Raw genomic sequence first — 20,375 nt, 5'->3', positions numbered from 1 at the left:
ATGGATTTCACGCCCATCTTCGAGAACTACCAGCTCTATCTGGAAGGCTTCTGGACCACCGCCAAGCTTGTCTCCTGGGCCCTGGCCATCGGCTTTGTGATGTCGGTGCCCCTGGCGATCATGCGGACCTCCAAGAACCCGCTGATCAATGGGCCGGTCTGGGCCTTCACCTATTTCTTCCGCGGCACGCCGCTGCTGGTGCAGATGTTCCTGATGTACTACGGCCTCGGCCAGCAGCAGTTCATGATCGAGCTCAGCCAGACCTACGAGTTCCTGCAAGACGCCTACTGGTATGCGCTGGCGGCCTTCACCTTGAACACCGCGGCCTACACCACGGAGATCATCCGCGGCGCCATCGAGGGCACGCCCTATGGCGAGGTCGAGGCGGCGCGGGCCTGTGGCATGTCGAGGAGCCTGACCTATCGCCGGGTCATTCTGCCCAGCGCCTTCCGCCGGGCCCTGCCGGCCTATTCCAACGAGGTGATCTTCATGCTGCATGGCTCGGCCATCGCCAGCGTCATCACCATCGTCGACCTGCTGGGCGCGGCGCGGATCGTGGCCTCTCGCTACTACAACCCCTTCGAGGCCTTCATCGCCGTCGGCTTCTTCTACTTCTGCATCACCTTCGCCCTGATCGGCGGGTTCAAGTGGCTGGAGAACCGCTGGTTCGCGCACCTGCGGCCGCGTGAGCAGACGGCCACCAAGCGGGTGCGTCAGCCGGCCTGACGCCGGCGTCGATCAACTGGCCCGCCGTGTGGCGATCTGCAGGAGGGGGTCCGTCTCGAGGCGCTCGGCGGGAAGGTGGACGGTGACCGTGGTGCCGACCCCCAGTTTGCTCTCGATGTCCAAGGTCCCGTCGTGCAGCTCGGCCATAGCCTTGGACAGGGGCAGGCCCAGGCCGATGCCGTCGAAGCGGCGGTCCAGGCCGCTGTCGGCCTGTTTGAAGGGGCTCAGCACATCGCGCAGACTTTCGGCGGGAATCCCCTCGCCGTTGTCGGCGATGGACAGCGCCAGGTGGCCGTCGCTTTCCACCCGGGCGGAGATGCGGATGGTGCCGCCGGCCGCGGTGAACTTGACCGCATTGGACAGCAGGTTGATGAGGATCTGCTTCAGCTTGCGGACGTCCGCGCGCAGCGGCGGCAGGTCCGCCGGCAGATCGCTTTCCAGCGCAATGCGGTTTTCCTCGGCATTGGCGACCACCAGACGGGTGCAACTGCTGACCACCTGCCGCAGATCGCAGAGCTCTTCGGACAAGACCATCTTCCCGGCTTCGACCTTGGCCAGATCGAGCACGTCGTTGATGATCTCCAGGAGGTGCTTTCCGCTGCTGTGAATGGCGTTGAGGTAGTCGCAATACTTCTCGGCGTCGATGCCGCTGCCGACCCCCAGCATCATCTCGGAAAAGCCGATGATCGCGTTCAGCGGCGTGCGCAGCTCATGGCTCATGTTGGCCAGGAACTCGGACTTGGCGCGGCTGGCGGCGGCCAATTCCATGTTGGCCATCTTGATGCGCGTCGCGTCCAGGATGATGCCGTTCCAAACGATGGTTCCGTCGGCCTTGCGCCGCGGCCGGGCGATGGCGTGGGTCCATTTCTGCTCACCCTGGCGGGTGATGATGGAGGCCTCCACGTCCCATTGGGTCATCTCCCGCGAGGCCTGGAGGAGGCGCTTGCGAAAGTCGTGGCTGTATTCCGGCCCGTGGCAGTCGAAGAGCGCGCGCGGGTCGGCGATGATCTCCTCGGCAGGCACGCCGAACAGCTCGTAGGCGCCTTCGCTGATGTAGGTGTAGCGAATGTCGCCGTCGGGCGTGACCACGCGCTGGTAGACGACGCCGGGAATGTTCTCGGCCAGGGAGAGCAGGCGTTCGTCGGCGGTCGCCAGGTCCTGGGCCCGGCGTTCCCGCTCGATGGCGATCCGCGCGGCGGGAACCAGCGTGTCGATGGTGCCGGAATCCATGGTGTCCAGCGTCTGCGGATCGCGGAAGAACAGGGTGACCGCGCCCACGGCGGCGCCGCCGGCATCCAAGATCGGCTGCGCCAGGCAGGCGCAGAAGCCGGTCTGGCGCATCGCCGCCCGCGCATCGGCCCAGCGCGGGTCGACGGTGGAGTCCTCGATCAGGATCGGTTCGCGCCGCAGCACCGCGGTGATCGAGGGATCGCCGTTGCAGGCCAGGTCCAGATCCTCGAGGGTCCGCCGCAGTGGCGGCGCCAGGCTGGGGGCGGCGGAGAGATGCAGCCGCGTCGCGTCGTGATCGAGAACCAGAAAGGCGCAGCAGGTCTCGGCGAAGAGATCTTCCATGACCAGCACGAAGGTCTGTGCCACGCGGTCCAGCGGCGCGCCTTTGGCCAGGGTTTCGAGGATACGGTTCTGCCCCTCGAGCAGTCGCACCCTCTGGCCCGTTCCGGATGACTCGGAATCGTTGCCGATCGACAGCCTTCGATGGTCGGATTTCGTCAGAAGATCCATAATCTAACGTTTCGCCTATTCGGCTTAAGTTTTGGTTATTCGCGCAACTGCGAAGTGACAGAAGTTAAGCGGTCTTATAAGGGCGGGATGAACTCAATGTTTATGCACGCTCTAGAGGAAATCAACATGATGTAGTCGAAGAGTTCAATCTATTCTCTCAAGTTGATCATGGGAGTATTTCGTTAATATTAGTGATCTCTGGTAAGTATGAGTAAAGCAGTTTACCGCTTCTTCACCACTTATCCCTAGAGTTCATACGAAGGAATGCAATTCAGCGTCCGGTTTGTATCCGGGCCCTACAGGACAAGAGGTAGAAGAAACCGCAGTGACGGCATTGCAGGAGGCCAGGGACAACCGCAACCCGGCTGAAGTGCGGGAGAGCGCGCTGATTCCCGCGCGGCGGTCTGGCCGCGTCGATGAACTGGAACACCAGATTGATTGTTTGCGCGACCGGCTGAGACTCGCCGTCGTCTATGGCGGTGACAGGTCGGCCGAAGGCGCCGTGATCCGGCCGAGCGGCCAGCCGCGGAGCTGGCAAAGCTATCGCGCCGCCGCCGAGGACATCGCCGCCGCCCTCGGCCGGCTGGGCTTTCGCCATTGCGTCCTGGTGCCCGACGACATGCGCTTGGGCGAGGTGTTGCTGCGCGAGGGGGTGCACCTGGCATGGCTCAACACCGGCGGCGTTCAGGGCTACAACCCGGTCTGCCACGCGCCCGCGATGCTGGAGATGCTTGGTGTCCCCTATCTCGGGCACAACCCGCTGACGGCGGGAACCCTGGACAACAAGCACATCTTCAAGCAGGAGCTGGGTCATATCGAGGTGCCGACGGCGCCTTTCGTGACCTGGCATCCGGCGCGCGGAACCTTCCGGCCCAACGTCAACAGCCGCTTCCTCGAGACCTTTAGGGATCATTGGGGCCCTTATGTCGTAAAGCCGGTGTCGGGACGCGAATCCCGCCAGGTCCATTTCGTCGACGAGGAGTCGAAGTTGCCGGAGACCGTCGCCAGGGTCTTCGAGGCGACGGAGAACCACGTCCTGATCGAGGCCTATCTGCCGGGCAGGGAGTTCTCCATCGTGGTCGGCGGCTGCATCATCGCCAGGCAAAGGGCGCTGTCGCGCCTATCCGATCCCTTCGCTTTTGCCGCCTTCGAGCGCGTGCATGCGGAGCAGGAGCCGATCCTCAGGCTTGCGGATAGCGGCACGGCCGCTGCGGGCGCAAGGGGAGGCGCCGGCCTGCGCCAGCTCGATGCGCGCAGTGACGAGACCGTCCTGGCCCAGTCGTACGAGATCGCCCGAAAGGTCTGGGTCGAGCTCAGCCTGGAATCGCTGATCCGCCTGGACCTGCGCGAGGACGCGGAGGGAACCTTACATGTGTTGGAGGCCAATCCGATCCCGGATCTCACCGCCTCCGGGGCCCCGGGCGAGAGTCTGGTCAGCGACGCGCTGCCGGCCCTGGGCATGGACTATGACGACCTGATCCTGGCCCTGCTGGCCGACCGATTGGACGTCCTCTTCTGCCGCCACCGCGGCGCCGCGAGCCATCTGACGGCCCTGCTCACCGGGCGCTGACGTCGGACTTCTCCGGAGTATCGCGGCGGATGGCCGCACTGACGGGAGAACGTCAGAAACGGTCCTCCTTCGCCCGAGGTGCGGTTCCGGGTGGCCTGCCACCCAAAGCTCGAAGAGCGTAGGGTGGTGGAGCTGAGGGGAATCGAACCCCTGACCTTCGCATTGCGAACGCGACGCTCTCCCATCTGAGCTACAGCCCCGTAACCCGGGCGCCACCGCGGTACCTGCTCGGGGGTGGCATGGGATCGGCCGACAAGGGCTCCGGCGCCTGCCGGAGCGGCCTCGCAGGCGGCGGGATAATGTGGACAAGGTGCTGTCCTGTCAAGTAAAGGCTGAGCCGCCGCGGGTTGCCGATGCCGGGCGCCCCCGCGCCCAAAATCTTGTTTCGGCCCAGGCCCGGCGATAGGGTAGCGGCCACTGGATTCCCAGTTCTTTCCTTCCCGCCGCAAGAGGTTGCAAGTAGGGGCCGATGATTATCTTGAACCCCCTTTTTAATGTTCTCCAAGTTGCCCTTTGGCTCTATCTCTGGGCCATCATTATTTCGGCCATCCTTAGCTGGCTGGTTCATTTCGGGGTGATCAACACCCGCAACCAGTTCGTCAGCATGATCGGGGAATTCCTCTGGCGGATCACCGAGCCGGCCTTGCGGCCGATTCGCCGCTTCATGCCGAACCTGGGCGGCATCGACATCTCGCCGATCATCCTGATCCTGGTGATCTACTTCGCCCGCGACGTGCTGGGAAACATCCAGTACAGCCTGAACACCGGTGGCCTCTGAGCGGATGCCGTTCAAATCCGCGCCGTGGATCTGCGCCGGGGCGCTGTCGCCATCGTCGTCGGTTCTGTGGCCCTGGACGGCGGAAACGGACGGGCCTAGAAAGCAGGGCTCGGGTAGCGGTGCCTCCCGTGACGCCGCAACGACAGGGAGTTGATGGCAGTGAGCGATACAGTGGTTTCCGCCGATCTGATTGATGGCAAGGCTTTTGCCCAGGGTTTGCGTGGCCGCGTGGCCGCCGCGGTGGCGGATCTCAAGCGCAAGCAGGGTCTGACGCCCGGCCTGGCGGTGGTGCTGGTGGGCGAGGATCCGGCCAGCCAGGTCTATGTCCGCTCCAAGGGCCGGCAGACGGTGGAGGCGGGGATGAACTCCTTCGAGCACCGCCTGCCGGAGACCACCAGCCAGGACGAGCTGCTGGCCAAGGTGGCGGAGCTCAATGCCGACCCCGCCGTCCACGGCATCCTAGTGCAGCTTCCCCTGCCGGCGCAGATCGACAGCCAGACGGTGATCGCCGCCATCGATCCGGACAAGGACGTCGACGGCTTCCATGTCATCAATGCCGGGCGCCTGATGACCGGTGCCTCCGGCGCGGCGGCGCCGCTGGTGCCCTGCACGCCACTCGGCTGCCTGTTGCTGCTGAAGGACCGGCTGGGCGATCTCAGCGGCCTCACCGCTGTGGTCGTCGGCCGCTCCAACATCGTCGGCAAGCCCATGGCGCAGTTGCTGGTGGCGGAGAGCTGCACCGTCACCGTCGCCCACAGCCGTACGCGGGACCTGCCGGCAGTCTGCCGTGGCGCCGACATCCTGGTGGCCGCGGTCGGGCGGCCGCAGATGATCAAGGGGGACTGGGTGAAGCCCGGCGCGACGGTCATCGACGTGGGCATCAACCGCATCGACGTGGAGGACGGCAAGACCCGGCTGGTGGGCGATGTGGCCTTCGACGAAGCTGCCGCCGTGGCGGGTGCCATCACGCCGGTGCCCGGCGGCGTTGGCCCCATGACCATCGCCTGCCTGCTGGCCAACACCGTGACCGCCGCCTGCCGCAGCGCCGGACTGCCGCTTCCCGACTTCGGAACCGGCTGACCGGTTCTAGCGGCCTGCCTTCGGGCCAGCCTCGGCCAAGGCGAGGCGAATCACCCCTTTGATGGGCGCTTGCGGGTCCTGGACCTGGCCGCGGCGCAGGATGACGATCCGCCCGGCCCGCGCCAGATAGAGCGCCTGTTGGCGCACGGCGTTCATGTAGCGCCGCCAGTGATCCGGCGGATCGCTTTTCTTGCGCCGCGGTTCGGCGAAGGCCTGGGCGATCTCGGCGGGACTCAGGCTTTGTCCCGGCCCGGCATCGGCAAGGAGATCGAGGGTGAGGCGGGCCACGGGGTCGAGCGCTGCGGCCTCGCTGTCCACAGCTTGGGGTGTGTCTGGCTGGTCGGTCATGGCGCCTGATTAGCACGTCAGGTCGGGGAGGTCCCGCGCCAAGCGCGCCGCCAGTGGGCCGCCAGTGGGCCGACAGTCTGGACGCTGCGGCATTTGCTGCCCATATTGCACCCATGGTCGGGAGCCTCAATTCGTTGATTGCCGCCGCGCTGCTGTTCGTAGGCGGCCACTTCATCCTTTCCAGCGGCTCGCTGCGCCCGGCTCTGGTGGCCCGGCTCGGCGAAGGTGTCTTTCGGGCCGTCTATTCCGCGGTGATGCTGGGGTCCTTCATCTGGATGCTGTTCGCCTATGGGGCGGCGCCGGTGACCCTGCTGTGGACGACCCCGCCGGTGCTCTATTGGGTGCCGCTGGCGGTCATGCCCATTGCCGCGATCCTCATCGTCGCCAGCCTCACCACGCCCAACCCCACGCTGGTGGGCGGAGAGCGGCTGTTGGAAGATAGTGCCGGCTCGCCGGCGGTGGGCATCCTATCGGTGACCCGCCACCCCTTCCTCTGGGGCACCGGCCTCTGGGCACTCTGCCATCTGCTGGTCAATGGCGATCTGGCATCGTTCATTCTGATGGGCGGCCTGGCGGTGCTCTCCTTCGCCGGCATGGTTCACATCGACAGCCGCCGCGAGGCGGCCATGGGCGCCGCTTGGGGGCCGATGAAGCTCACCACCAGCCTCGTTCCCTTTGCCGCGATCCTCAGCGGGCGCAGCAAGCTGGACTGGCGCGGCATCGGCTGGTGGCGCCCGCTGCTGGGGCTGGTCCTCTACGCCGCTTTGCTGCATCTGCATCTGCTGGCCTTCGGGGTCTCGCCGCTGCCGCCCTGACGCCCGGGTTTGCGCCGGCATAGGTGAGAGCAATTTCGTACAAGGGCTTGCCGGCCCGCTGCGCTATGCTTCGGCCATGGACCAGCAGACCGCATACGCCCGTTCCGGGCCGCGCCCCCAGGACCAGGTCGCGTTCTGGCGTGAGCAGCGCTACGACGACCTGGAATGCCTGAAGGCGCGCTACTACCGGCACAGCTATGCACCCCACACCCACGACACCTTTGCCGTCGGGGTCATCCTGGCGGGGGCCGAGGCCTTTCACTACCGCGGCGTCCGCCATGTCGCCCCCGCCGGCAGCCTGGTGGCGGTCAACCCCGACGAACTGCACGACGGCGAGGCGGAGGACGAGAGTTTTGCCTATCGCATGTTCTACCCTTCGGTGGCCATGGTGCAGCGTATCGCCGACGAGTTGGCCGACGGCGAGGCCGGGTTTCCCGCCTTTCGCGAAGGGGTCATGGACGACCCGGCGCTGGCCGCCCGCTTTGTCCGACTCCACCGCGCCCTGGAGTGCCGGCACCCGAAGCTGGCGGTCGACGAGGCCTTCACCGAGGCGATGACGGCCATGGTCAGGCGCCACAGCCATGCCGACCCCCGGGGGCCGCGGCTGGGCCGGGAGAGCGGTGCCATCATGCGCGTAAGGCGCAAGATCGACGATGAGTTTACGCAAGACCTGACCCTTCAAGAGCTGGCATCGGAGGCGGGCTTCAGTCGCTTCCACCTGTTGCGGGCCTTTCGCCGGGACGTCGGCATCACGCCCCATGCCTACCTGACCGGCCGCCGGGTCGCTGCCGCCAAGGTTCTGCTGGCGGGGCCCCAGGCACTCTCCGCCGTCGCCCTGTCTTGCGGCTTCTACGACCAGAGCCACTTCACCCGCGCCTTCAAGAGCTGGACCGGCCTCACCCCCGGCCAATACCGCCGCGGCCTGAGCCGGCCGGACGCCACGGGCCGCGCCGCCTGAATAACAGACCGGTAGGTCCGGGCGTCTGCCGGGCAGGGCATCCCTGAACAGAGAGCGTGCTCAGACCGGCACGCCATCGTGGAGCGGCACGTTGCAGACGAGGATGCGGGTAATCCGGCCGTCCGGGCCGAGGGGCAGGAGCAGACGGTGCCAGTGGCAGGTGGTGATCGAGGGCGGCGCCTCGTGCACCGTGAACAGCGGCCGCCTGAGGCGGATCACCGCCAGGTAACAGGCGGCAAAGAAGGTCTGGATCGCGCTTCTGGTCTCGATGTCCCAGACCGTCTTGCCGGTCATGTCGAAGCCCGCCACCCGCGCGATCTTTGTGCCGTAGAGGCTGTAGCGAAAGCCGCTGTGGCCGCCGACCACATCCACCAGCATCAGGTAGCCCAAAGCCGGCACCAAGGCCTCCGGGTCGACCTTGACCTGATGGGGCACGTCCTTGACCCTCGGCAGTCCGCGCCAGTACTGCAGCACCACGCGGTGCATGGTGGTCGAGAGATCCTCTTCCGTGGGGTCGAGCTTCAGAAGGAGATCGTTGATCTCCAGATCCAGCGCGGTGGCGGGATCCAGCGTGGGCTTTTCGGCGGTCAGGTATGCGGCAATCCGCTCGGCCGTGTCTTGCACGGTGGTATCGATCGTCATCATTTCAACGGGCCAATCGCAGAAGGATCAGGGATCAACGGGATACAGCAGACGGTGGAATTCCCTCAGTTCGCGTGCGGAACAGCTTCTTCCCGTGATTGCGCCGGTCGTTGGTGACTTCGGTTCTGGATGCCGACAGCTTGACCCCCCGCATCCCAGCACAGCTTGCGCCCGGGGGCCAGAGTCCGCGCCGGGGCAATTTCGTGCAATACCGGCCACCGGCGATGCGCCAGGGTCGCCCAGAGTGAGATCCATGCACGGCGAAGCGGCCGGCAACGAGGCGGCAGTGACGACCGAGGACGCAACGGAGGGGACTATGGCGCGCCGGGGCCCGGTGGGCGGGGACTTCGCGGCGGGCGTGCTGCGCATCCTGCCGCTGCTGGTGGCGGTGGTGGTCTACGGACTGTTATTCGGCACCCTGGCGGCACAGAAGGGCCTGACGCCGCTGGAGGTGGCGCTGATGAGTGCCACGGTCTTCGCCGGCGCCTCGCAATTCGTGGCGGTGGAGATCTGGACCTCGCCGCCGGCGATCCTTCTGCTGGGGGCGACGGCGCTGATGGTCAACCTGCGCCACGTTCTGATGGGCGCGGCTCTGGCCCCTTTCCTGCAGGGCTGGTCGCGCGGCCAGATCTACGGGGGCCTGTTCTTCATGGCCGACGAGAACTGGGCCTTTGCCCTGCAGCGGGCCGCCAAGGCGCCGCTGAGCCCGGCCTACTACCTGGGTCTCGCCCTGCCGCTCTATTTCGGCTGGATCGCCTGTACCACCCTGGGAACCATCTTCGGCGGCTTCGTTCAGGACCCGGCCCGCTACGGCCTCGATTTCGCTTTCACCGCGGTCTTCCTGACGCTGCTGGCGGGCTTGTGGAAGGGCCGGCGCAGCGCCTATCCCTGGCTGGCCAGTGCCGCGGTGGCCGTCGCCGCGTACCTGACGCTGCCGGGAGTCTGGTACATCGCGCTCGGCGGTCTGGCGGGCGCGCTGGTCGGCGCCTGCCAGGGCCCTCCGCAAGCCTCGGCAAGCGCGCGGGAGGGCGGCCATGCAGATTGATCCCCTGGTCTTTGCCGCCATCACGGCGATGGCGGTCTCGACCTACGCGACCCGGATTTTCGGCTACCTCTTGGTGCGGCGCCAGTCCGTGGGCGGCCGCCTCGCCGGCGCGCTGGAGGCCGTGCCCGGCGCCGTGCTCACCGCGATCATCGCCCCCATGGCCTTCGCCACCGGCCCGGCCGAGAGCCTTGCGGCCCTGGCCACGGTGCTGATGGCGCTGCGGCTGCCGCTGATCGTTGCCGTGGCCGGCGGTTGCGCCGCGGTGGTCGCGCTGCGCGCGGTGATCCCCTAAAGGACCCCGCCCCGGCACCCAAGAAGCGGGCGACAGGGCCGGGGCGCCGTGTTAGCCTGCGGCGTCTTGGACCTTTCCCTTTCATCGCCGACGAAAAGATTTGGGGGCATCTATGGCAACCAATGCTGAAGTTGCTGCGCGCCTGCTGCGCGACGCGGCCGGCTTCTTCCGTTCCGTGGGGGAGCAGAACGCGCCCCTGAAGGACCACATGGAAAACAACGCCAAGGCCTTCGAGATCATGGCGGACCGGGTGGAAGCCGATCCCACCGGCGAGGCCGTGGTCGGTGGGGCCGAGGAAGGCGGCGGCGCGGCGGGCTAGCGCGTTTTCGACTTGCGTCGGGCCGGTGCCGTCAAAGCACGAAAGATCCTAGCGCTGCTGGCGGTTCAGCAGGCGCAGGCGCAGGGCGTTCAGCTTGATGAAGCCGGCGGCGTCGCGCTGGTCGTAGACCGAATCCTCCTCGAAGGTGACGTGCTCCATGGAGTAGAGCGAGTCGGCGGACCGGCGACCCTCGACGATGACGTTGCCCTTGTAGAGCTTGAGCCGCACCTGGCCGTTCACCCGCTCCTGGCTCTTGTCGATCAGGGCCTGCAGCATGGCCCGCTCCGGCGACCACCAGAAGCCGTTGTAGATCAGTTCCGCATAGCGCGGCATCAGCTCGTCCTTCAGGTGGGCCGCGCCGCGGTCCAGGGTGATGGACTCCATGGCCCGGTGGGCGGTGAGCAGGATGGTGCCGCCGGGGGTCTCATAGACGCCGCGGCTCTTCATGCCGACGAAGCGGTTCTCCACCAGGTCGAGGCGGCCGATGCCGTTGGCGCCGGCCAGTTCGTTCAGGCGGGTCAGCAGGGCGGCGGGGGAAAGGCGTTCACCGTCGATGGCCACCGGGTCGCCTTGCTCGAAGTCCATGGTGATGATCGTCGGTTTGTCCGGAGCGTCCTCGGGAGCGACCGAGCGCGAGAAGACATACTCCTCCGGCGCGTCCCAGGGGTCCTCCAGCACCTTCCCCTCGGCGGAGATGTGCAGCAGGTTGGCGTCGACCGAGAAGGGCGCCTCGCCGCGCTTGTCCTTGGCGATGGGGATCTGGTGCTTCTCGGCGAAGTCGATCAGCTTGGTGCGGCTGTTGAGCTCCCACTCCCGCCAGGGGGCGATCACCTTGATGTCGGGGTTGAGGGCGTAGTAGCCCAGCTCGAAGCGCACCTGGTCGTTGCCCTTGCCGGTGGCGCCGTGACAGACGGCATCGGCCCCGGTCTCGGCGGCGATCTCGATCTGGCGCTTGGCGATCAGCGGCCGCGCGATGGAAGTGCCCAGCAGGTAGACGCCCTCGTAAACCGCGTTGGCGCGGAACATGGGAAAGACGTAGTCGCGCACGAAGTCCTCGCGCAGGTCTTCGATGAAAATGTTTTCCGGCTTGATGCCCAGCATCTCCGCCTTCTTGCGCGCCGGCTCCAACTCCTCGCCCTGGCCCAGGTCGGCGGTGAAGGTGACCACCTCGCAGTCGTAGGTGGTCTGCAGCCATTTCAGAATGACGGAGGTATCGAGCCCGCCGGAATAGGCGAGCACCACTTTTTTGATGTCGGACATGAAACGGGAGGCCTTATGGTTGTATCCACTGACTCTGCGCCAAGCAGCCGCGGAGTATAGGCAAAGCAAGACAACCAGCAAGGCGCAAGGAGATCCCGCCATGGCCGTACCGCCTTGGAACATCTACTCCACCGGGGCCGACAAGGCCTGGGCTCTGCTGCCTCAGCCCACTGCGGGCAAGATCGATTGGGGCCGTGTCCGGGTGGCCCATCTCGATACCGGCTATACCCATCACGAGGTGTTCTTTCCGCAAGGCCCGCAAGGGCGGAGTTCCATCATCCTCGCGCGGCTGGGCCGGGACTTCCTGCAGCCGCGCCGCGGCACCGCCCTGGACCCCTTGAAGAAAACCGTTCTGCAGGACCCCGGCCATGGCACCCGCTCCGGCAGCGCCCTTTCCGCCGACAATGCGCGGCTGACCGGTGTGGCGCCGGGCCTGCCCCTGGTTCCCTACCGCGTGACCGACACCAGTCTCGTCACCGGCAAGGTGGCAGAGGCCATCGGTAAGTCGATCAACCACGTCGTCGAAAACAGGATCGCACCGGTGGTCAGCATCAGTCTCGGCTTTCCCCTGGTGGCGGACCGCGACATGGGCCGTGCCGTGGACCGCGCTTATGAAGCCGGCGTCATCGTCGTGGCGGCTGCCGGTCAGGTCATCGACCGGGTCACCTATCCCGGCAAGCACCGTCGCACCATCTGCGCCGCCGGAATCCGCTTCAGGCGCCGGCGCTACAGCCTCTATCAGAAATACGATCACTACGGACGGATCGACTGCTGGGCGCCTGCCGATCCCATCCAGGTCGCCCGCTTCCCGCCCGCCAACCACTACGGCAAGAGCGACGGCACCACCTATGCCGCGGTTCATGTCGCCGCGGCCGCGGCCATGTGGGTGCGCTTCCATGGAGCCGCCGCCCTGCGCCAGGCCTATCCGCAGGGCTGGCAGCGCATCGAGGCCTTTCGCATGCTCCTGAACGCCAGCGGCAAGTCGGCGCCCTTTTTGGACAAGCTTCCGACCAACGCGGCCAAGCGCCTGGATATCGAGGCGCTGCTGCAGGCGCCGCTGCCGGACAAGACGCTGTTGCGCTACGAAACCGACTTCGCCAGGGACGACGCGGCCTGAGCTGCAGAAGTCGCGGCTCTGCCGGACGGACCTCAGTCGAAAACCCGGGGGAGGTCGGCCTAAAGCTGAGCCGGTAGGGTGGTTTCCCGCTCGGCCTTCTTTCTGCGCTCGGAGGCGGACTTGAGCTGGCCGCAGGCGGCGAGGATGTCGTCGCCGCGGGTGGCGCGCACCGGGGCCGAGATGTGGGCGGCGGAGAGGATGTCGGCGAAGCGCGTGATCACCGCCGGCTCGGAGCTTTCGAAGAAGGAGCCGGGCCAGGGGTTGAAGGGGATCAGGTTGACCTTGGCGGGGATGCCCTTCAGCAGTTTGACGAGGCGCCGCGCGTCCTCTTCGCTGTCGTTCACGCCCTTCAGCATCACGTACTCGAAGGTGATGCGCCGGGCATTATGGGTGCCGGGATAGCTGCGGCAGGCGTCCAGCAGCATCTTCAGGGGATACTTCTTGTTGATCGGCATGATGCGGTCGCGCACGTCGTCGCTGGTGGCGTGCAGGGAGACCGCCAGGTTCACGTCGAGCTCCCGCCCGCAGCGCTCCATCTCCGGCACCACGCCGGACGTCGAAAGCGTGATCTTGCGCTTGGAGACCGAAAGCCCCTCCGGGTCCATGGCGATCTTAATGGCGGCGGCCACGTTGTCGTAGTTGTACAGCGGCTCGCCCATGCCCATGAGCACGATGTTGGTGATCTGCCGGCCCTCGGCAGGAGCGGGCCACTCGCCCAGGTCGTCGCGCGCCACCATGATCTGGCCGACGATTTCCGCCGGCGCCAGATTGCGCACCAGGCGCTGGGTGCCGGTGTGGCAGAACTTGCAGGTCAGGGTGCAGCCCACTTGGCTGGAGACGCAGAGCGTGCCGCGGTCCTCCTCGGGGATGTAGACTGTTTCCACCTCGTTGCCGTCTGCCAGACGCAGCAGCCACTTGCGGGTGCCGTCGCGGGAGACCTGGGCCTCACCCACCGCCGGGCGGCGGACCGCAAAGGTCTCGGCCAGGCGGGCGCGAAAGTCCTTGGAGAGCGTGGTCATGGCCGCGAAGTCGGTGACGCCGCGGTGGTAGATCCAGTGCCAGAGCTGCTTGGCGCGAAACGGCTTTTCGCCGAGGCCGGCCATCTCGGCGACGAGCTGGTCGCGCGTCAGGCCGACGAGGTTCCGCTTTTCGTCGCGATCCTCCTGCGGCGGCGCAAAGGCTTCGGCGTGATGGTTCATGGGCGCTAAATACGCTCTTGGCCCATCTTGGACAAGAGGCGCGGCTGGCGGCCCTTGGTGAGCCGGGCCCGCAAACGCAGACCCGCCTTAGATCCCGCAGGCCTTCTTGATCGCCTGATAGGCCTTGGTGAAGCCGGACAGCGAGTAGGTGTCCGTGGTCTCGTTGCCGCGCGCCGAGACGCCGCGGACCACCATGGTGTTGCCGCGAATCATCGCCTGCACCAGCTTCTGGTCGGTCTCCCGGTCCACGGCCCAGGCGGTCTCGCCCTGGGTGAAGAGCTTCACCTTCATGCGGCCGACCTCGATCTCCACCGGCGCGTTCTCCTGGTAGGGATAGCCCGCCTGGATACTGACCTCGTCGATGCGGTCTTCGGCCGGGCGATGGGTGACCATGGCGTGAATATCGCCGCGCTTGGAGTAGTTGCCCTCGGCCTTGGTGGGTTCGCTGGCGATGAAACAGGTCAGCCCCGCGGCCTCGGTGAACTTGAAGGCACTCCAATCGGAGAAGTCGCCCAGTCGTTCCACCCCTTGCGCCCGGGCGCCGGTTGCGGCCAGGCTCGCGCAAAGGGCGACTAAAGCGATGAGAGAGAGGTATTTTGGTTGCATGGCGCCCGTGGATGGGATGTTAAACATGACCATGACGGTTATTATAGGGTCGGCCGGCGGGGCCGCCACCCCTGCGTTCGGCCGCTTCAGAGTCAGCCTTATAACAAAAGCGCGAGCCGTTCAAAAACAATAGATTTAATGATGCCGGGCGGGTGAATTGGCGATCAACGGGTGGGGCTCTCCCGGAGACGGCGGGGCCGGTAGAGGCTTGTCTATGAAAAATACCAGACGCAGACCTGCGTTGGCTGATCCAAAGTGCGGCCGCTGCCGTATATCAGAATCGAATGGAACAGGCGGCGAACGTGGCGATACGCAGAGAAGCGGTCCTGCCCGACAGCTTCACTTTCGGTGGAGTCGCTAGGGTGTCCACGGCACCAGAGAGGGTGAACCGCAAGGCGGACCCCAGGTATTTGGCTGGACTGCTGAACGCCGTGGGGCGGAACCGCGATCGCGATGCCTTCGCCGAACTGTTCCAGTACTTCGGTCCCCGGGTTAAGGCATATCTGATGCGCCAGGGGGCCAACGAAGCGCTGGCCGAAGAGCTGGTGCAGGAGTCGATGATCATGGTCTGGCGGCGTGCCGAGAGCTTCGATGTTTCGAAGTCCGGCGCCAGCACCTGGATCTTCACCATCGCGCGGAACAAGCGCATCGACGCCCTGCGCCGGGAGAAACGGCCGGAGTACGACCCCGACGATCCGGCCCTGGTGCCGGCGGCGGTGGAGGATGCGGATGCCATGGTCGAGGCTGCGCAGCAGTCGCAGCGCTTGTCGGTGGCGATAAAAACATTGTCGAAGGAGCAAGCGGACTTGGTGAAGATGGCGTATTTCGAGGACAAGGCGCACGGCAGAATTGCCGAGGAGACCGCCTTGCCCCTGGGCACCGTGAAGTCTCGGCTTCGCTTGGCGCTGGGCCATCTCCGCAAGGCTCTGATGGAGGAACAGTAATGCCGGCGCACCATCTCTCCGACGAGATCTTGATGGCCTATGCGGCGGGAAGCCTGCCGGAACCGCTGTCACTGGTCGTGGTCAGTCATGTCACGCTCTGCCCCGCCTGCCGGGCGCAGATGGAGACCTACGAAGCCCTCGGCGGTTCATTGATCGAGGAGATCGCGCCCGTCGGGCTGCCGGACTCGGCGCTCAGCGACATTTTCGCCCGGCTCGACGACGAAGCCTCCGGTCCGGGCGAGGCCGATCCCTGGGGCAGGGCGCCGGCCCGAACTCCCGCGGATCACAGGTCTGTGGACGGCTCCGTGCCCCGGCCGCTGCGCGACTATCTCGGCCAGGATCTCTCGGCCTTGAACTGGCGCTCGGTGATCCGCGGTGTCGAAGAGGCCGAGATCGCCCTGGATGGGGGCGAGGTGCGCACCCGCCTGATGCGCATTCAGCCCGGCGTTGCCGTGCCGAAGCACACCCACGGCGGGGAAGAGGTGACCCTGGTTCTGACCGGTGGCTACAGCGATGCCGGCGGGCACTACGCCCGCGGCGATGTGCAGGTGGCCGACCCGACGGTGGACCACCAGCCGGTCGCCGACCCGGGCGAGCCCTGTCTCTGCCTGGTGATCAGCGACGCCCCGCTGAAGCTCACCGGCCCCATCGGCCGCTGGCTGAACCCTTTCATCACCTACTGAAGCGCAAAGCGGCGCCGACCCGGGCGCCCGCTCTGCCGCCTCGAAGGGTGGTGAGCCTCGCACAGGCACTTTCTCAACAACCTGCTAGAGCAGATCCTGGTTCGGTGGAATCGCGAGAGCGATACATCGAACCAGGATCTGCTCTAATACTTGAGTGTAGAGCGGATTCACATGTTTAGACGCAAACACTTCGGTGTTTGCGTCTAAACATGATCCGCTCTAGGGCAGCGTGTACCGTCCACGCTTCTTGCCGACCAGATGCACCCTGCCTTCGCTCGAAGGAAGCAGGACGTAATCGTACTCAAAGGTCGCCTCGATGCCTTCGAACTTTCCCGTCCCACCGCTTACCTTGCTGGTGCCTTTGCCCGCCACGCTCTCGGTCCAGTGTTCGAAGATCATGTCCCCGTCGGCGTCGGAAAGCCGGCAGTAGCCACTGCTCTGCTCGCCGATCCCCATGCCCAGGCAGTCGCCGCTCATATTGTGCCAGGGGCCTGCGCCGGACTCGTTGACCGTCGCGATGCGGCCGAAAAACGTCCAGCTCCACTCGTCCTTGCCGATCTGGACGGCCTCGGTCCGGCCTTCGTTGACGAAGGTCGCCGAGAAACTGCCCGCCTTGGGCAGGTCGCCGGCCAGGGCGGGACCGGGCGACATCGATCCCGAAACCAGGACCGCCGCCAGCCATAGACTCCACGCCGCACGCCACCGCACCCCCAGTGATCGAATCATGACAGGCCTCCCTTCCGCGTTGAATTCGATGTTCCGCCGGTGAATCATTCCAGCCGGCCGCCCAAAAGCCGTCCGGCGGCGCGTCACATGGCCATTGTCTGCCGTCAAAAAAGCGACAAAAATCGGCGGAAGACGCACCGCTGACGCAAAAGCGGGGCTGTGCGCAGGGAGTAGGCACATGGCGGCTCTCGACCTCAGGCTACTTGGGAAGTTTGAGGGCCGGCTGAATTCCGGCCCAGCCATCGAGTTCCCCACCACGAAAACCCGGTTGCTCCTGAGCTTCCTGGCGCTTTCGCCTGGAACGGCCCAGCCCCGGCGAAAACTGGCGTCACTGCTGTGGGGCGATCGCGGCGACGAGCAGGCGCTCCACAGCCTGAGAAATTCCCTCTCGGCACTCCGCAAGGTCTTTGCCGAACTCGACCCGTCTCCCCTTGTCGCAGACCGCCGACAGGTCGATCTCGATCCTGCCTCGGTCAGTGTCGATGCCGTCCGGTTTCAGAGCCTCGTGGCGGCAGGATCGCCCGAAGCCCTGAAACAGGCTTGTGCACTTTACCGGGGCGACCTGCTGGAGGAGGTGGAATCCGGCGAGCAGTCATTCGAGGACTGGCTGTTCTACGAGCGCCAGCGGCTTCGTCGTCTGGCGCTGCAGGCCTTCGAACGGCTACTGGCCCATCAGCGAGAGGACGGGTCGGCAGCCCAGGCCGCGGAAACGGCTCAGCGATTGTTGCAGCTCGATCCGACCCACGAAGCGACCCACCGCGTCCTGATGGCTCTTCATGCCGCGCAGGGACAAAGGGCGGCTGCGCTCGAACAATACAGGCATTGCCGTTCGGCTTTGCAGCGGGATTTGGACATCGGGCCGGCGCCGGAGACCGAGGCGCTCTATCGGGAGATCCTACATCGTCATGGGGAAACCGCTGTGTCCGGCGCGGCACCAGCATCCAACGAACCCGCAGCCCTGCCGCTTCCCGAGAAGCCATCGATCGCGGTATTGCCTTTCAAGAACCTGGCGCCGGACGACCGCAGCGACCATTTTGTGGACGGTCTGACCGAGAGCATCATCAGCGAACTGTCGCGCCATCCCGATCTCTTCGTCATCGCCAGTACCTCGGTCTTCACCTACAAGGGGCAGCCCGTAAAGGTGCAGCGCGTGGCGCAAGATCTGGGTGTCAGGCACGTCCTGGAAGGCAGTGTCCAGATGTCTGAAAGCCGCGTCAGGGTGACGGCCCAGCTCATCGATGCGCTGAACGGTCACCACCTCTGGGCGGAGCGTTATGAGGGCGAGTTAACGGATATCTTCGCCCTGCAGGACGAGGTTACGCGCAAGATCGTGGGCAGCCTGGCAACCTCTTACGGCGGCCGGCTGACCAAGGCATGGCGGACCCTAAGCCTGCGCAAGACCGAGACCAAGCTCAGTGCCTATGACTGCCTGCTGCGCGGCGAAATGCAGATCGAGGAGATGACGCGGAGCGCGGTTCTCGCGGCCCGACGGCTGTTCGAGAGAGCGATCGAAATCGATCCGCGCTACGCCCGGGCCCACGCGAAACTGGCCTTCACCTACATCCTGGCTCTGAGCGATGGATGGGCCGGGGACTCTGACCTCGCAGCAGACCGGGCCCGGGCGCTCGCCCGCAAGGCAATCGATCTGGATGACGCGGATCCCTGGGGGCATTGGGCGTTGGGGACGATCAGCTTCTGCGGCTTTGCAGACTACGACCGCGGGCTCGAATGCTATGAAACAGCCCTCGCGCTCTGCCCCAACGATGCCGATGTGTTGGCGGACCATGGATGGGTCCTGAGCCTGGCAGGACGGCCAAGGCAGGGCATTGAGCGGATTCAGCAGGCCATGCGCCTGAATCCCCGTTGCCCCCGCTGGTACATGACCGGCCTGGGCCTCGCCTATCACGACGCGGGGCTCTACGAGCAGGCGGTCACCGTGCTCGAGAAAGGACCCCTGGACAACCCGACCCTCCGGCTCTATCTGGCGGCGAGCTACAGTCGCCTGGGCCGCGATGAACAGGCGTACAGGCAGGTGGAGACCATCCGCAAGGCAGAGCCCGGCCTGTCGGTCGAGGGGCTCCGCACACGAGCCGCCTACCGCCATGCGAAGGACTTCGAGCACCTTCTCGAAGGCCTGATGCAAGCAGGGCTGGAGCTGCCGTCATGAGCCCTTGTGGCGCACCTTCTGAGGGCCGGAGACGTGCTCCGGCAGGGCCTCCGGCTCGGCCCGCGGGTTGACCGCGCGGCGGGCGAAGCGGCCCTGGGAGATCAGCCGGTCGTACATAACGAGGGCGCCGGCCAGGCCGACATTGACGCAGAACTTCGTGGGGATCTTCACCAGGTGATCGCAGCGCGCCTGCAGCGCCGGCGACAGGCTGCCGCGCTCCGGCCCCAGAACATAGGCCGCCGCCTGGGGATGAAAGAAGGAGGGCAGGTCCACGGCCTCCTCCGTCAGTTCCACGCCCACCAGCGCGCAGCCGCGCGGCAGGGTCAGCTCCTCCACGCTGCGGTAGGTGTAGAGCGGCAGGTGCTTGGCCGCGTCCGAGGTGTCGGAGAGCTTCACCTGCCGGGTATCGAAGTCGGGCGCTATGGCGAAGAAGAAGCTGGCGTCGAAGGCATGGGCGCTGCGCAACAGGCTGCCCAGGTTCATGGGCTTGCTGATCCGCTCCGCCCCGATCGCAAAGTAACCGCGCATGGCGCGAAAACTTGCATGGCCCGGCTGCGGGAGGCAAGCTGCTTGGCGGCTGCCGCGGGCAGCCCTTCGTTTTTTGCGCGGCCCCTTCCATGACGCCCGAAACCCCGACGCCAACCGCCGTAGAGACCGAGAGCGCCCCCTCAGGCGCCGCTGGCCCCGAGGCCAATCCGGAGCTGGTGGAGGTGACCCGCGGCGCCATGGTGGAAAGCTGGCACCGGGCCGCGGTGGCGGTGGTGGACGGCGGCGGCCGGGTCGTTCTCTCCGCCGGCGACATCGAACGGCCGATCTATGCCCGTTCGGCCATCAAGTCGATCCAGGCCCTGGCCATGGTGGAGAGCGGGGCCGCCGATGCCTTCGGCGTGAGCGAAGCCGAGCTGGCCCTGGCCTGTGCCAGCCACTCCGGCGAGCCGCGCCACGTCGCGGCAGCGGAGGCCTGGCTGGCGCGCATCGGCTGCAGCGTTTCCGACCTGGAATGCGGTCCGCAGATGCCGCGCCCGGAACCCGCGCTGATCGCCCTCTTGGCCGGCGGCGGACTGCCGACCGCCGCCCACAACAACTGCTCCGGCAAGCACTGCGGCATCCTGACCCTGACGCGCCACCTGGGCGCCCCCACCAAGGGCTATGTGAACTATGAGCACCCGGCGCAGCAGCGCATTCTCGGCGTGCTCGAAAGCATGACCGGCCTGGACCTGGGTGCCGCGCCGCGCGGGGCCGACGGCTGCGGCATTCCGGTCATCGGCATTCCGCTGGGCAACGTCGCCCTGGCCATGGCCCGCCTCGGCGCGCCCGACGATCAGCCGGAGGCCCGGCAGGCGGCCTGCCGGCGCATCCG

At 66.2% G+C, this 20,375-nt stretch carries 22 protein-coding genes and 1 tRNA gene; 14 read left to right on the top strand and 9 right to left on the bottom strand.

All coding sequences use genetic code 11. The features are described from left to right. Positions 1-726, top strand: coding sequence for an ABC transporter permease (locus tag Q0996_RS21575; protein WP_299624839.1), 726 nt, complete (start codon positions 1-3; stop codon positions 724-726). A 12-nt stretch (positions 727-738) separates the two neighbouring features. Here Q0996_RS21575 and Q0996_RS21570 read toward each other — a convergent pair whose 3' ends face one another. Continuing rightward, positions 739-2,388: an ATP-binding protein gene (locus Q0996_RS21570; RefSeq protein ID WP_299624835.1), complete on the bottom strand. Its 1,650-nt coding sequence runs from the start codon at positions 2,386-2,388 to the stop codon at positions 739-741. A gap of 403 nt (positions 2,389-2,791) precedes the next feature. Between Q0996_RS21570 and Q0996_RS21565 the strand changes: the two genes are divergently transcribed. Next, positions 2,792-4,036, top strand: coding sequence for a hypothetical protein (locus Q0996_RS21565; RefSeq protein ID WP_299624832.1), 1,245 nt, complete (start codon positions 2,792-2,794; stop codon positions 4,034-4,036). A 124-nt stretch (positions 4,037-4,160) separates the two neighbouring features. Here Q0996_RS21565 and Q0996_RS21560 read toward each other — a convergent pair. Then, positions 4,161-4,236 (bottom strand) — tRNA-Ala (locus tag Q0996_RS21560). Between the two features lie 269 nt (positions 4,237-4,505). Between Q0996_RS21560 and Q0996_RS21555 the strand changes: the two genes are divergently transcribed. Together Q0996_RS21555 and folD are read left to right on the top strand one after the other, a co-directional pair. Then, positions 4,506-4,814 (top strand): YggT family protein, encoded by a 309-nt coding sequence (locus Q0996_RS21555; RefSeq protein ID WP_322096777.1) that lies wholly within the window; start codon positions 4,506-4,508, stop codon positions 4,812-4,814. A gap of 171 nt (positions 4,815-4,985) precedes the next feature. Further along, positions 4,986-5,894, top strand: a complete 909-nt coding sequence (gene folD, locus Q0996_RS21550; protein WP_322096778.1) for a bifunctional methylenetetrahydrofolate dehydrogenase/methenyltetrahydrofolate cyclohydrolase FolD — start codon at positions 4,986-4,988, stop codon at positions 5,892-5,894. A gap of 6 nt (positions 5,895-5,900) precedes the next feature. Here folD and Q0996_RS21545 read toward each other — a convergent pair whose 3' ends face one another. Then, on the bottom strand, positions 5,901-6,242 hold the full coding sequence (locus Q0996_RS21545) for a DUF3253 domain-containing protein (protein WP_299624823.1): 342 nt from the start codon (positions 6,240-6,242) through the stop codon (positions 5,901-5,903). Between the two features lie 134 nt (positions 6,243-6,376). On the opposite strand from Q0996_RS21545, the gene Q0996_RS21540 reads away from it, so the two are divergent. Both Q0996_RS21540 and Q0996_RS21535 read left to right on the top strand, forming a co-directional pair. Next, on the top strand, positions 6,377-7,057 hold the full coding sequence (locus tag Q0996_RS21540; protein WP_299624820.1) for an NnrU family protein: 681 nt from the start codon (positions 6,377-6,379) through the stop codon (positions 7,055-7,057). A gap of 76 nt (positions 7,058-7,133) precedes the next feature. Beyond that, the gene (locus tag Q0996_RS21535) at positions 7,134-8,015 is read left to right on the top strand and encodes an AraC family transcriptional regulator (RefSeq protein ID WP_299624817.1); all 882 of its coding nucleotides are present in this window, start codon (positions 7,134-7,136) and stop codon (positions 8,013-8,015) included. Positions 8,016-8,075: 60 nt separating this feature from the next. On the opposite strand, the gene Q0996_RS21530 is transcribed toward Q0996_RS21535, so the two are convergent. Further along, entirely contained in the window at positions 8,076-8,657 is a 582-nt protein-coding gene (locus Q0996_RS21530) for a PAS domain-containing protein (RefSeq protein WP_299624814.1), read from the bottom strand. Positions 8,658-8,910: 253 nt separating this feature from the next. On the opposite strand from Q0996_RS21530, the gene Q0996_RS21525 reads away from it, so the two are divergent. From Q0996_RS21525 to Q0996_RS21515, 3 genes are all read left to right on the top strand, one after another. Continuing rightward, positions 8,911-9,702, top strand: a complete 792-nt coding sequence (locus Q0996_RS21525; protein ID WP_299624811.1) for an AzlC family ABC transporter permease — start codon at positions 8,911-8,913, stop codon at positions 9,700-9,702. Beyond that, positions 9,692-9,994 (top strand): AzlD family protein, encoded by a 303-nt coding sequence (locus Q0996_RS21520; protein WP_299624808.1) that lies wholly within the window; start codon positions 9,692-9,694, stop codon positions 9,992-9,994. Before Q0996_RS21525 ends, Q0996_RS21520 begins: the two co-directional genes overlap by 11 nt. Before the next feature lie 112 nt (positions 9,995-10,106). After that, a complete protein-coding gene (locus Q0996_RS21515; RefSeq protein WP_299624805.1) occupies positions 10,107-10,313 on the top strand; it encodes a hypothetical protein in 207 nt (68 codons plus the stop codon). Between the two features lie 48 nt (positions 10,314-10,361). Here Q0996_RS21515 and Q0996_RS21510 read toward each other — a convergent pair whose 3' ends face one another. Next, a complete protein-coding gene (locus Q0996_RS21510) occupies positions 10,362-11,573 on the bottom strand; it encodes an argininosuccinate synthase (protein ID WP_299624802.1) in 1,212 nt (403 codons plus the stop codon). A gap of 100 nt (positions 11,574-11,673) precedes the next feature. Between Q0996_RS21510 and Q0996_RS21505 the strand changes: the two genes are divergently transcribed. Beyond that, positions 11,674-12,690, top strand: coding sequence for a S8/S53 family peptidase (locus tag Q0996_RS21505; RefSeq protein ID WP_299624799.1), 1,017 nt, complete (start codon positions 11,674-11,676; stop codon positions 12,688-12,690). A gap of 59 nt (positions 12,691-12,749) precedes the next feature. Here Q0996_RS21505 and rlmN read toward each other — a convergent pair whose 3' ends face one another. Next, complete coding sequence (gene rlmN / locus Q0996_RS21500) at positions 12,750-13,889, bottom strand: 23S rRNA (adenine(2503)-C(2))-methyltransferase RlmN (protein WP_299624796.1); 1,140 nt, start codon at positions 13,887-13,889, stop codon at positions 12,750-12,752. 87 nt (positions 13,890-13,976) lie between these two features. After that, entirely contained in the window at positions 13,977-14,414 is a 438-nt protein-coding gene (locus Q0996_RS21495) for an invasion associated locus B family protein (RefSeq protein ID WP_299624793.1), read from the bottom strand. Between the two features lie 365 nt (positions 14,415-14,779). Here Q0996_RS21495 and Q0996_RS21490 point away from each other — a divergent pair, with 365 nt between their 5' ends. Then, positions 14,780-15,439, top strand: a complete 660-nt coding sequence (locus tag Q0996_RS21490; protein WP_299624790.1) for a sigma-70 family RNA polymerase sigma factor — start codon at positions 14,780-14,782, stop codon at positions 15,437-15,439. Beyond that, complete coding sequence (locus Q0996_RS21485) at positions 15,439-16,122, top strand: ChrR family anti-sigma-E factor (protein ID WP_299624787.1); 684 nt, start codon at positions 15,439-15,441, stop codon at positions 16,120-16,122. The genes Q0996_RS21490 and Q0996_RS21485 overlap by 1 nt, the downstream gene beginning before the upstream one ends. 219 nt (positions 16,123-16,341) lie before the next feature. Here the strand turns inward: Q0996_RS21485 and Q0996_RS21480 are convergent, their stop codons facing one another. Next, positions 16,342-16,848, bottom strand: coding sequence for a hypothetical protein (locus tag Q0996_RS21480; RefSeq protein WP_299624784.1), 507 nt, complete (start codon positions 16,846-16,848; stop codon positions 16,342-16,344). Positions 16,849-17,026: 178 nt separating this feature from the next. On the opposite strand from Q0996_RS21480, the gene Q0996_RS21475 reads away from it, so the two are divergent. Then, positions 17,027-19,015: a BTAD domain-containing putative transcriptional regulator gene (locus tag Q0996_RS21475; protein WP_299624781.1), complete on the top strand. Its 1,989-nt coding sequence runs from the start codon at positions 17,027-17,029 to the stop codon at positions 19,013-19,015. Here Q0996_RS21475 and Q0996_RS21470 read toward each other — a convergent pair. Then, positions 19,010-19,543, bottom strand: coding sequence for an RNA methyltransferase (locus Q0996_RS21470; RefSeq protein ID WP_299624778.1), 534 nt, complete (start codon positions 19,541-19,543; stop codon positions 19,010-19,012). The genes Q0996_RS21475 and Q0996_RS21470 overlap by 6 nt on opposite strands. A gap of 89 nt (positions 19,544-19,632) precedes the next feature. Between Q0996_RS21470 and Q0996_RS21465 the strand changes: the two genes are divergently transcribed. After that, positions 19,633-20,375 (top strand): asparaginase (locus Q0996_RS21465; RefSeq protein WP_299624775.1); only part of this gene is annotated, 743 nt, incomplete at its 3' end.

The sequence above is a fragment of the Pelagibius sp. genome, from assembly GCF_028289705.1.
GTDB lineage: Bacteria > Pseudomonadota > Alphaproteobacteria > Kiloniellales > Kiloniellaceae > Pelagibius.
Note: the sequence above shows the minus strand (reverse complement) of the source record. Positions and strands in the feature narration are given on the sequence as shown.

Excerpts from the sequence above, each read along its gene's own strand:
- Q0996_RS21575 (WP_299624839.1), top strand. The coding sequence starts at position 1 with ATGGATTTCACGCCCATCTTCGAGAACTACCAGCTCTATCTGGAAGGC.
- Q0996_RS21555 (WP_322096777.1), top strand. The coding sequence starts at position 4,506 with ATGATTATCTTGAACCCCCTTTTTAATGTTCTCCAAGTTGCCCTTTGG.
- Q0996_RS21545 (WP_299624823.1), bottom strand. The coding sequence starts at position 6,242 with ATGACCGACCAGCCAGACACACCCCAAGCTGTGGACAGCGAGGCCGCA.
- Q0996_RS21535 (WP_299624817.1), top strand. The coding sequence starts at position 7,134 with ATGGACCAGCAGACCGCATACGCCCGTTCCGGGCCGCGCCCCCAGGAC.
- Q0996_RS21530 (WP_299624814.1), bottom strand. The coding sequence starts at position 8,657 with ATGACGATCGATACCACCGTGCAAGACACGGCCGAGCGGATTGCCGCA.
- Q0996_RS21525 (WP_299624811.1), top strand. The coding sequence starts at position 8,911 with ATGCACGGCGAAGCGGCCGGCAACGAGGCGGCAGTGACGACCGAGGAC.
- Q0996_RS21520 (WP_299624808.1), top strand. The coding sequence starts at position 9,692 with ATGCAGATTGATCCCCTGGTCTTTGCCGCCATCACGGCGATGGCGGTC.
- Q0996_RS21515 (WP_299624805.1), top strand. The coding sequence starts at position 10,107 with ATGGCAACCAATGCTGAAGTTGCTGCGCGCCTGCTGCGCGACGCGGCC.
- Q0996_RS21510 (WP_299624802.1), bottom strand. The coding sequence starts at position 11,573 with ATGTCCGACATCAAAAAAGTGGTGCTCGCCTATTCCGGCGGGCTCGAT.
- Q0996_RS21505 (WP_299624799.1), top strand. The coding sequence starts at position 11,674 with ATGGCCGTACCGCCTTGGAACATCTACTCCACCGGGGCCGACAAGGCC.
- rlmN (WP_299624796.1), bottom strand. The coding sequence starts at position 13,889 with ATGAACCATCACGCCGAAGCCTTTGCGCCGCCGCAGGAGGATCGCGAC.
- Q0996_RS21490 (WP_299624790.1), top strand. The coding sequence starts at position 14,780 with ATGGAACAGGCGGCGAACGTGGCGATACGCAGAGAAGCGGTCCTGCCC.
- Q0996_RS21485 (WP_299624787.1), top strand. The coding sequence starts at position 15,439 with ATGCCGGCGCACCATCTCTCCGACGAGATCTTGATGGCCTATGCGGCG.
- Q0996_RS21480 (WP_299624784.1), bottom strand. The coding sequence starts at position 16,848 with ATGATTCGATCACTGGGGGTGCGGTGGCGTGCGGCGTGGAGTCTATGG.
- Q0996_RS21475 (WP_299624781.1), top strand. The coding sequence starts at position 17,027 with ATGGCGGCTCTCGACCTCAGGCTACTTGGGAAGTTTGAGGGCCGGCTG.
- Q0996_RS21470 (WP_299624778.1), bottom strand. The coding sequence starts at position 19,543 with ATGCGCGGTTACTTTGCGATCGGGGCGGAGCGGATCAGCAAGCCCATG.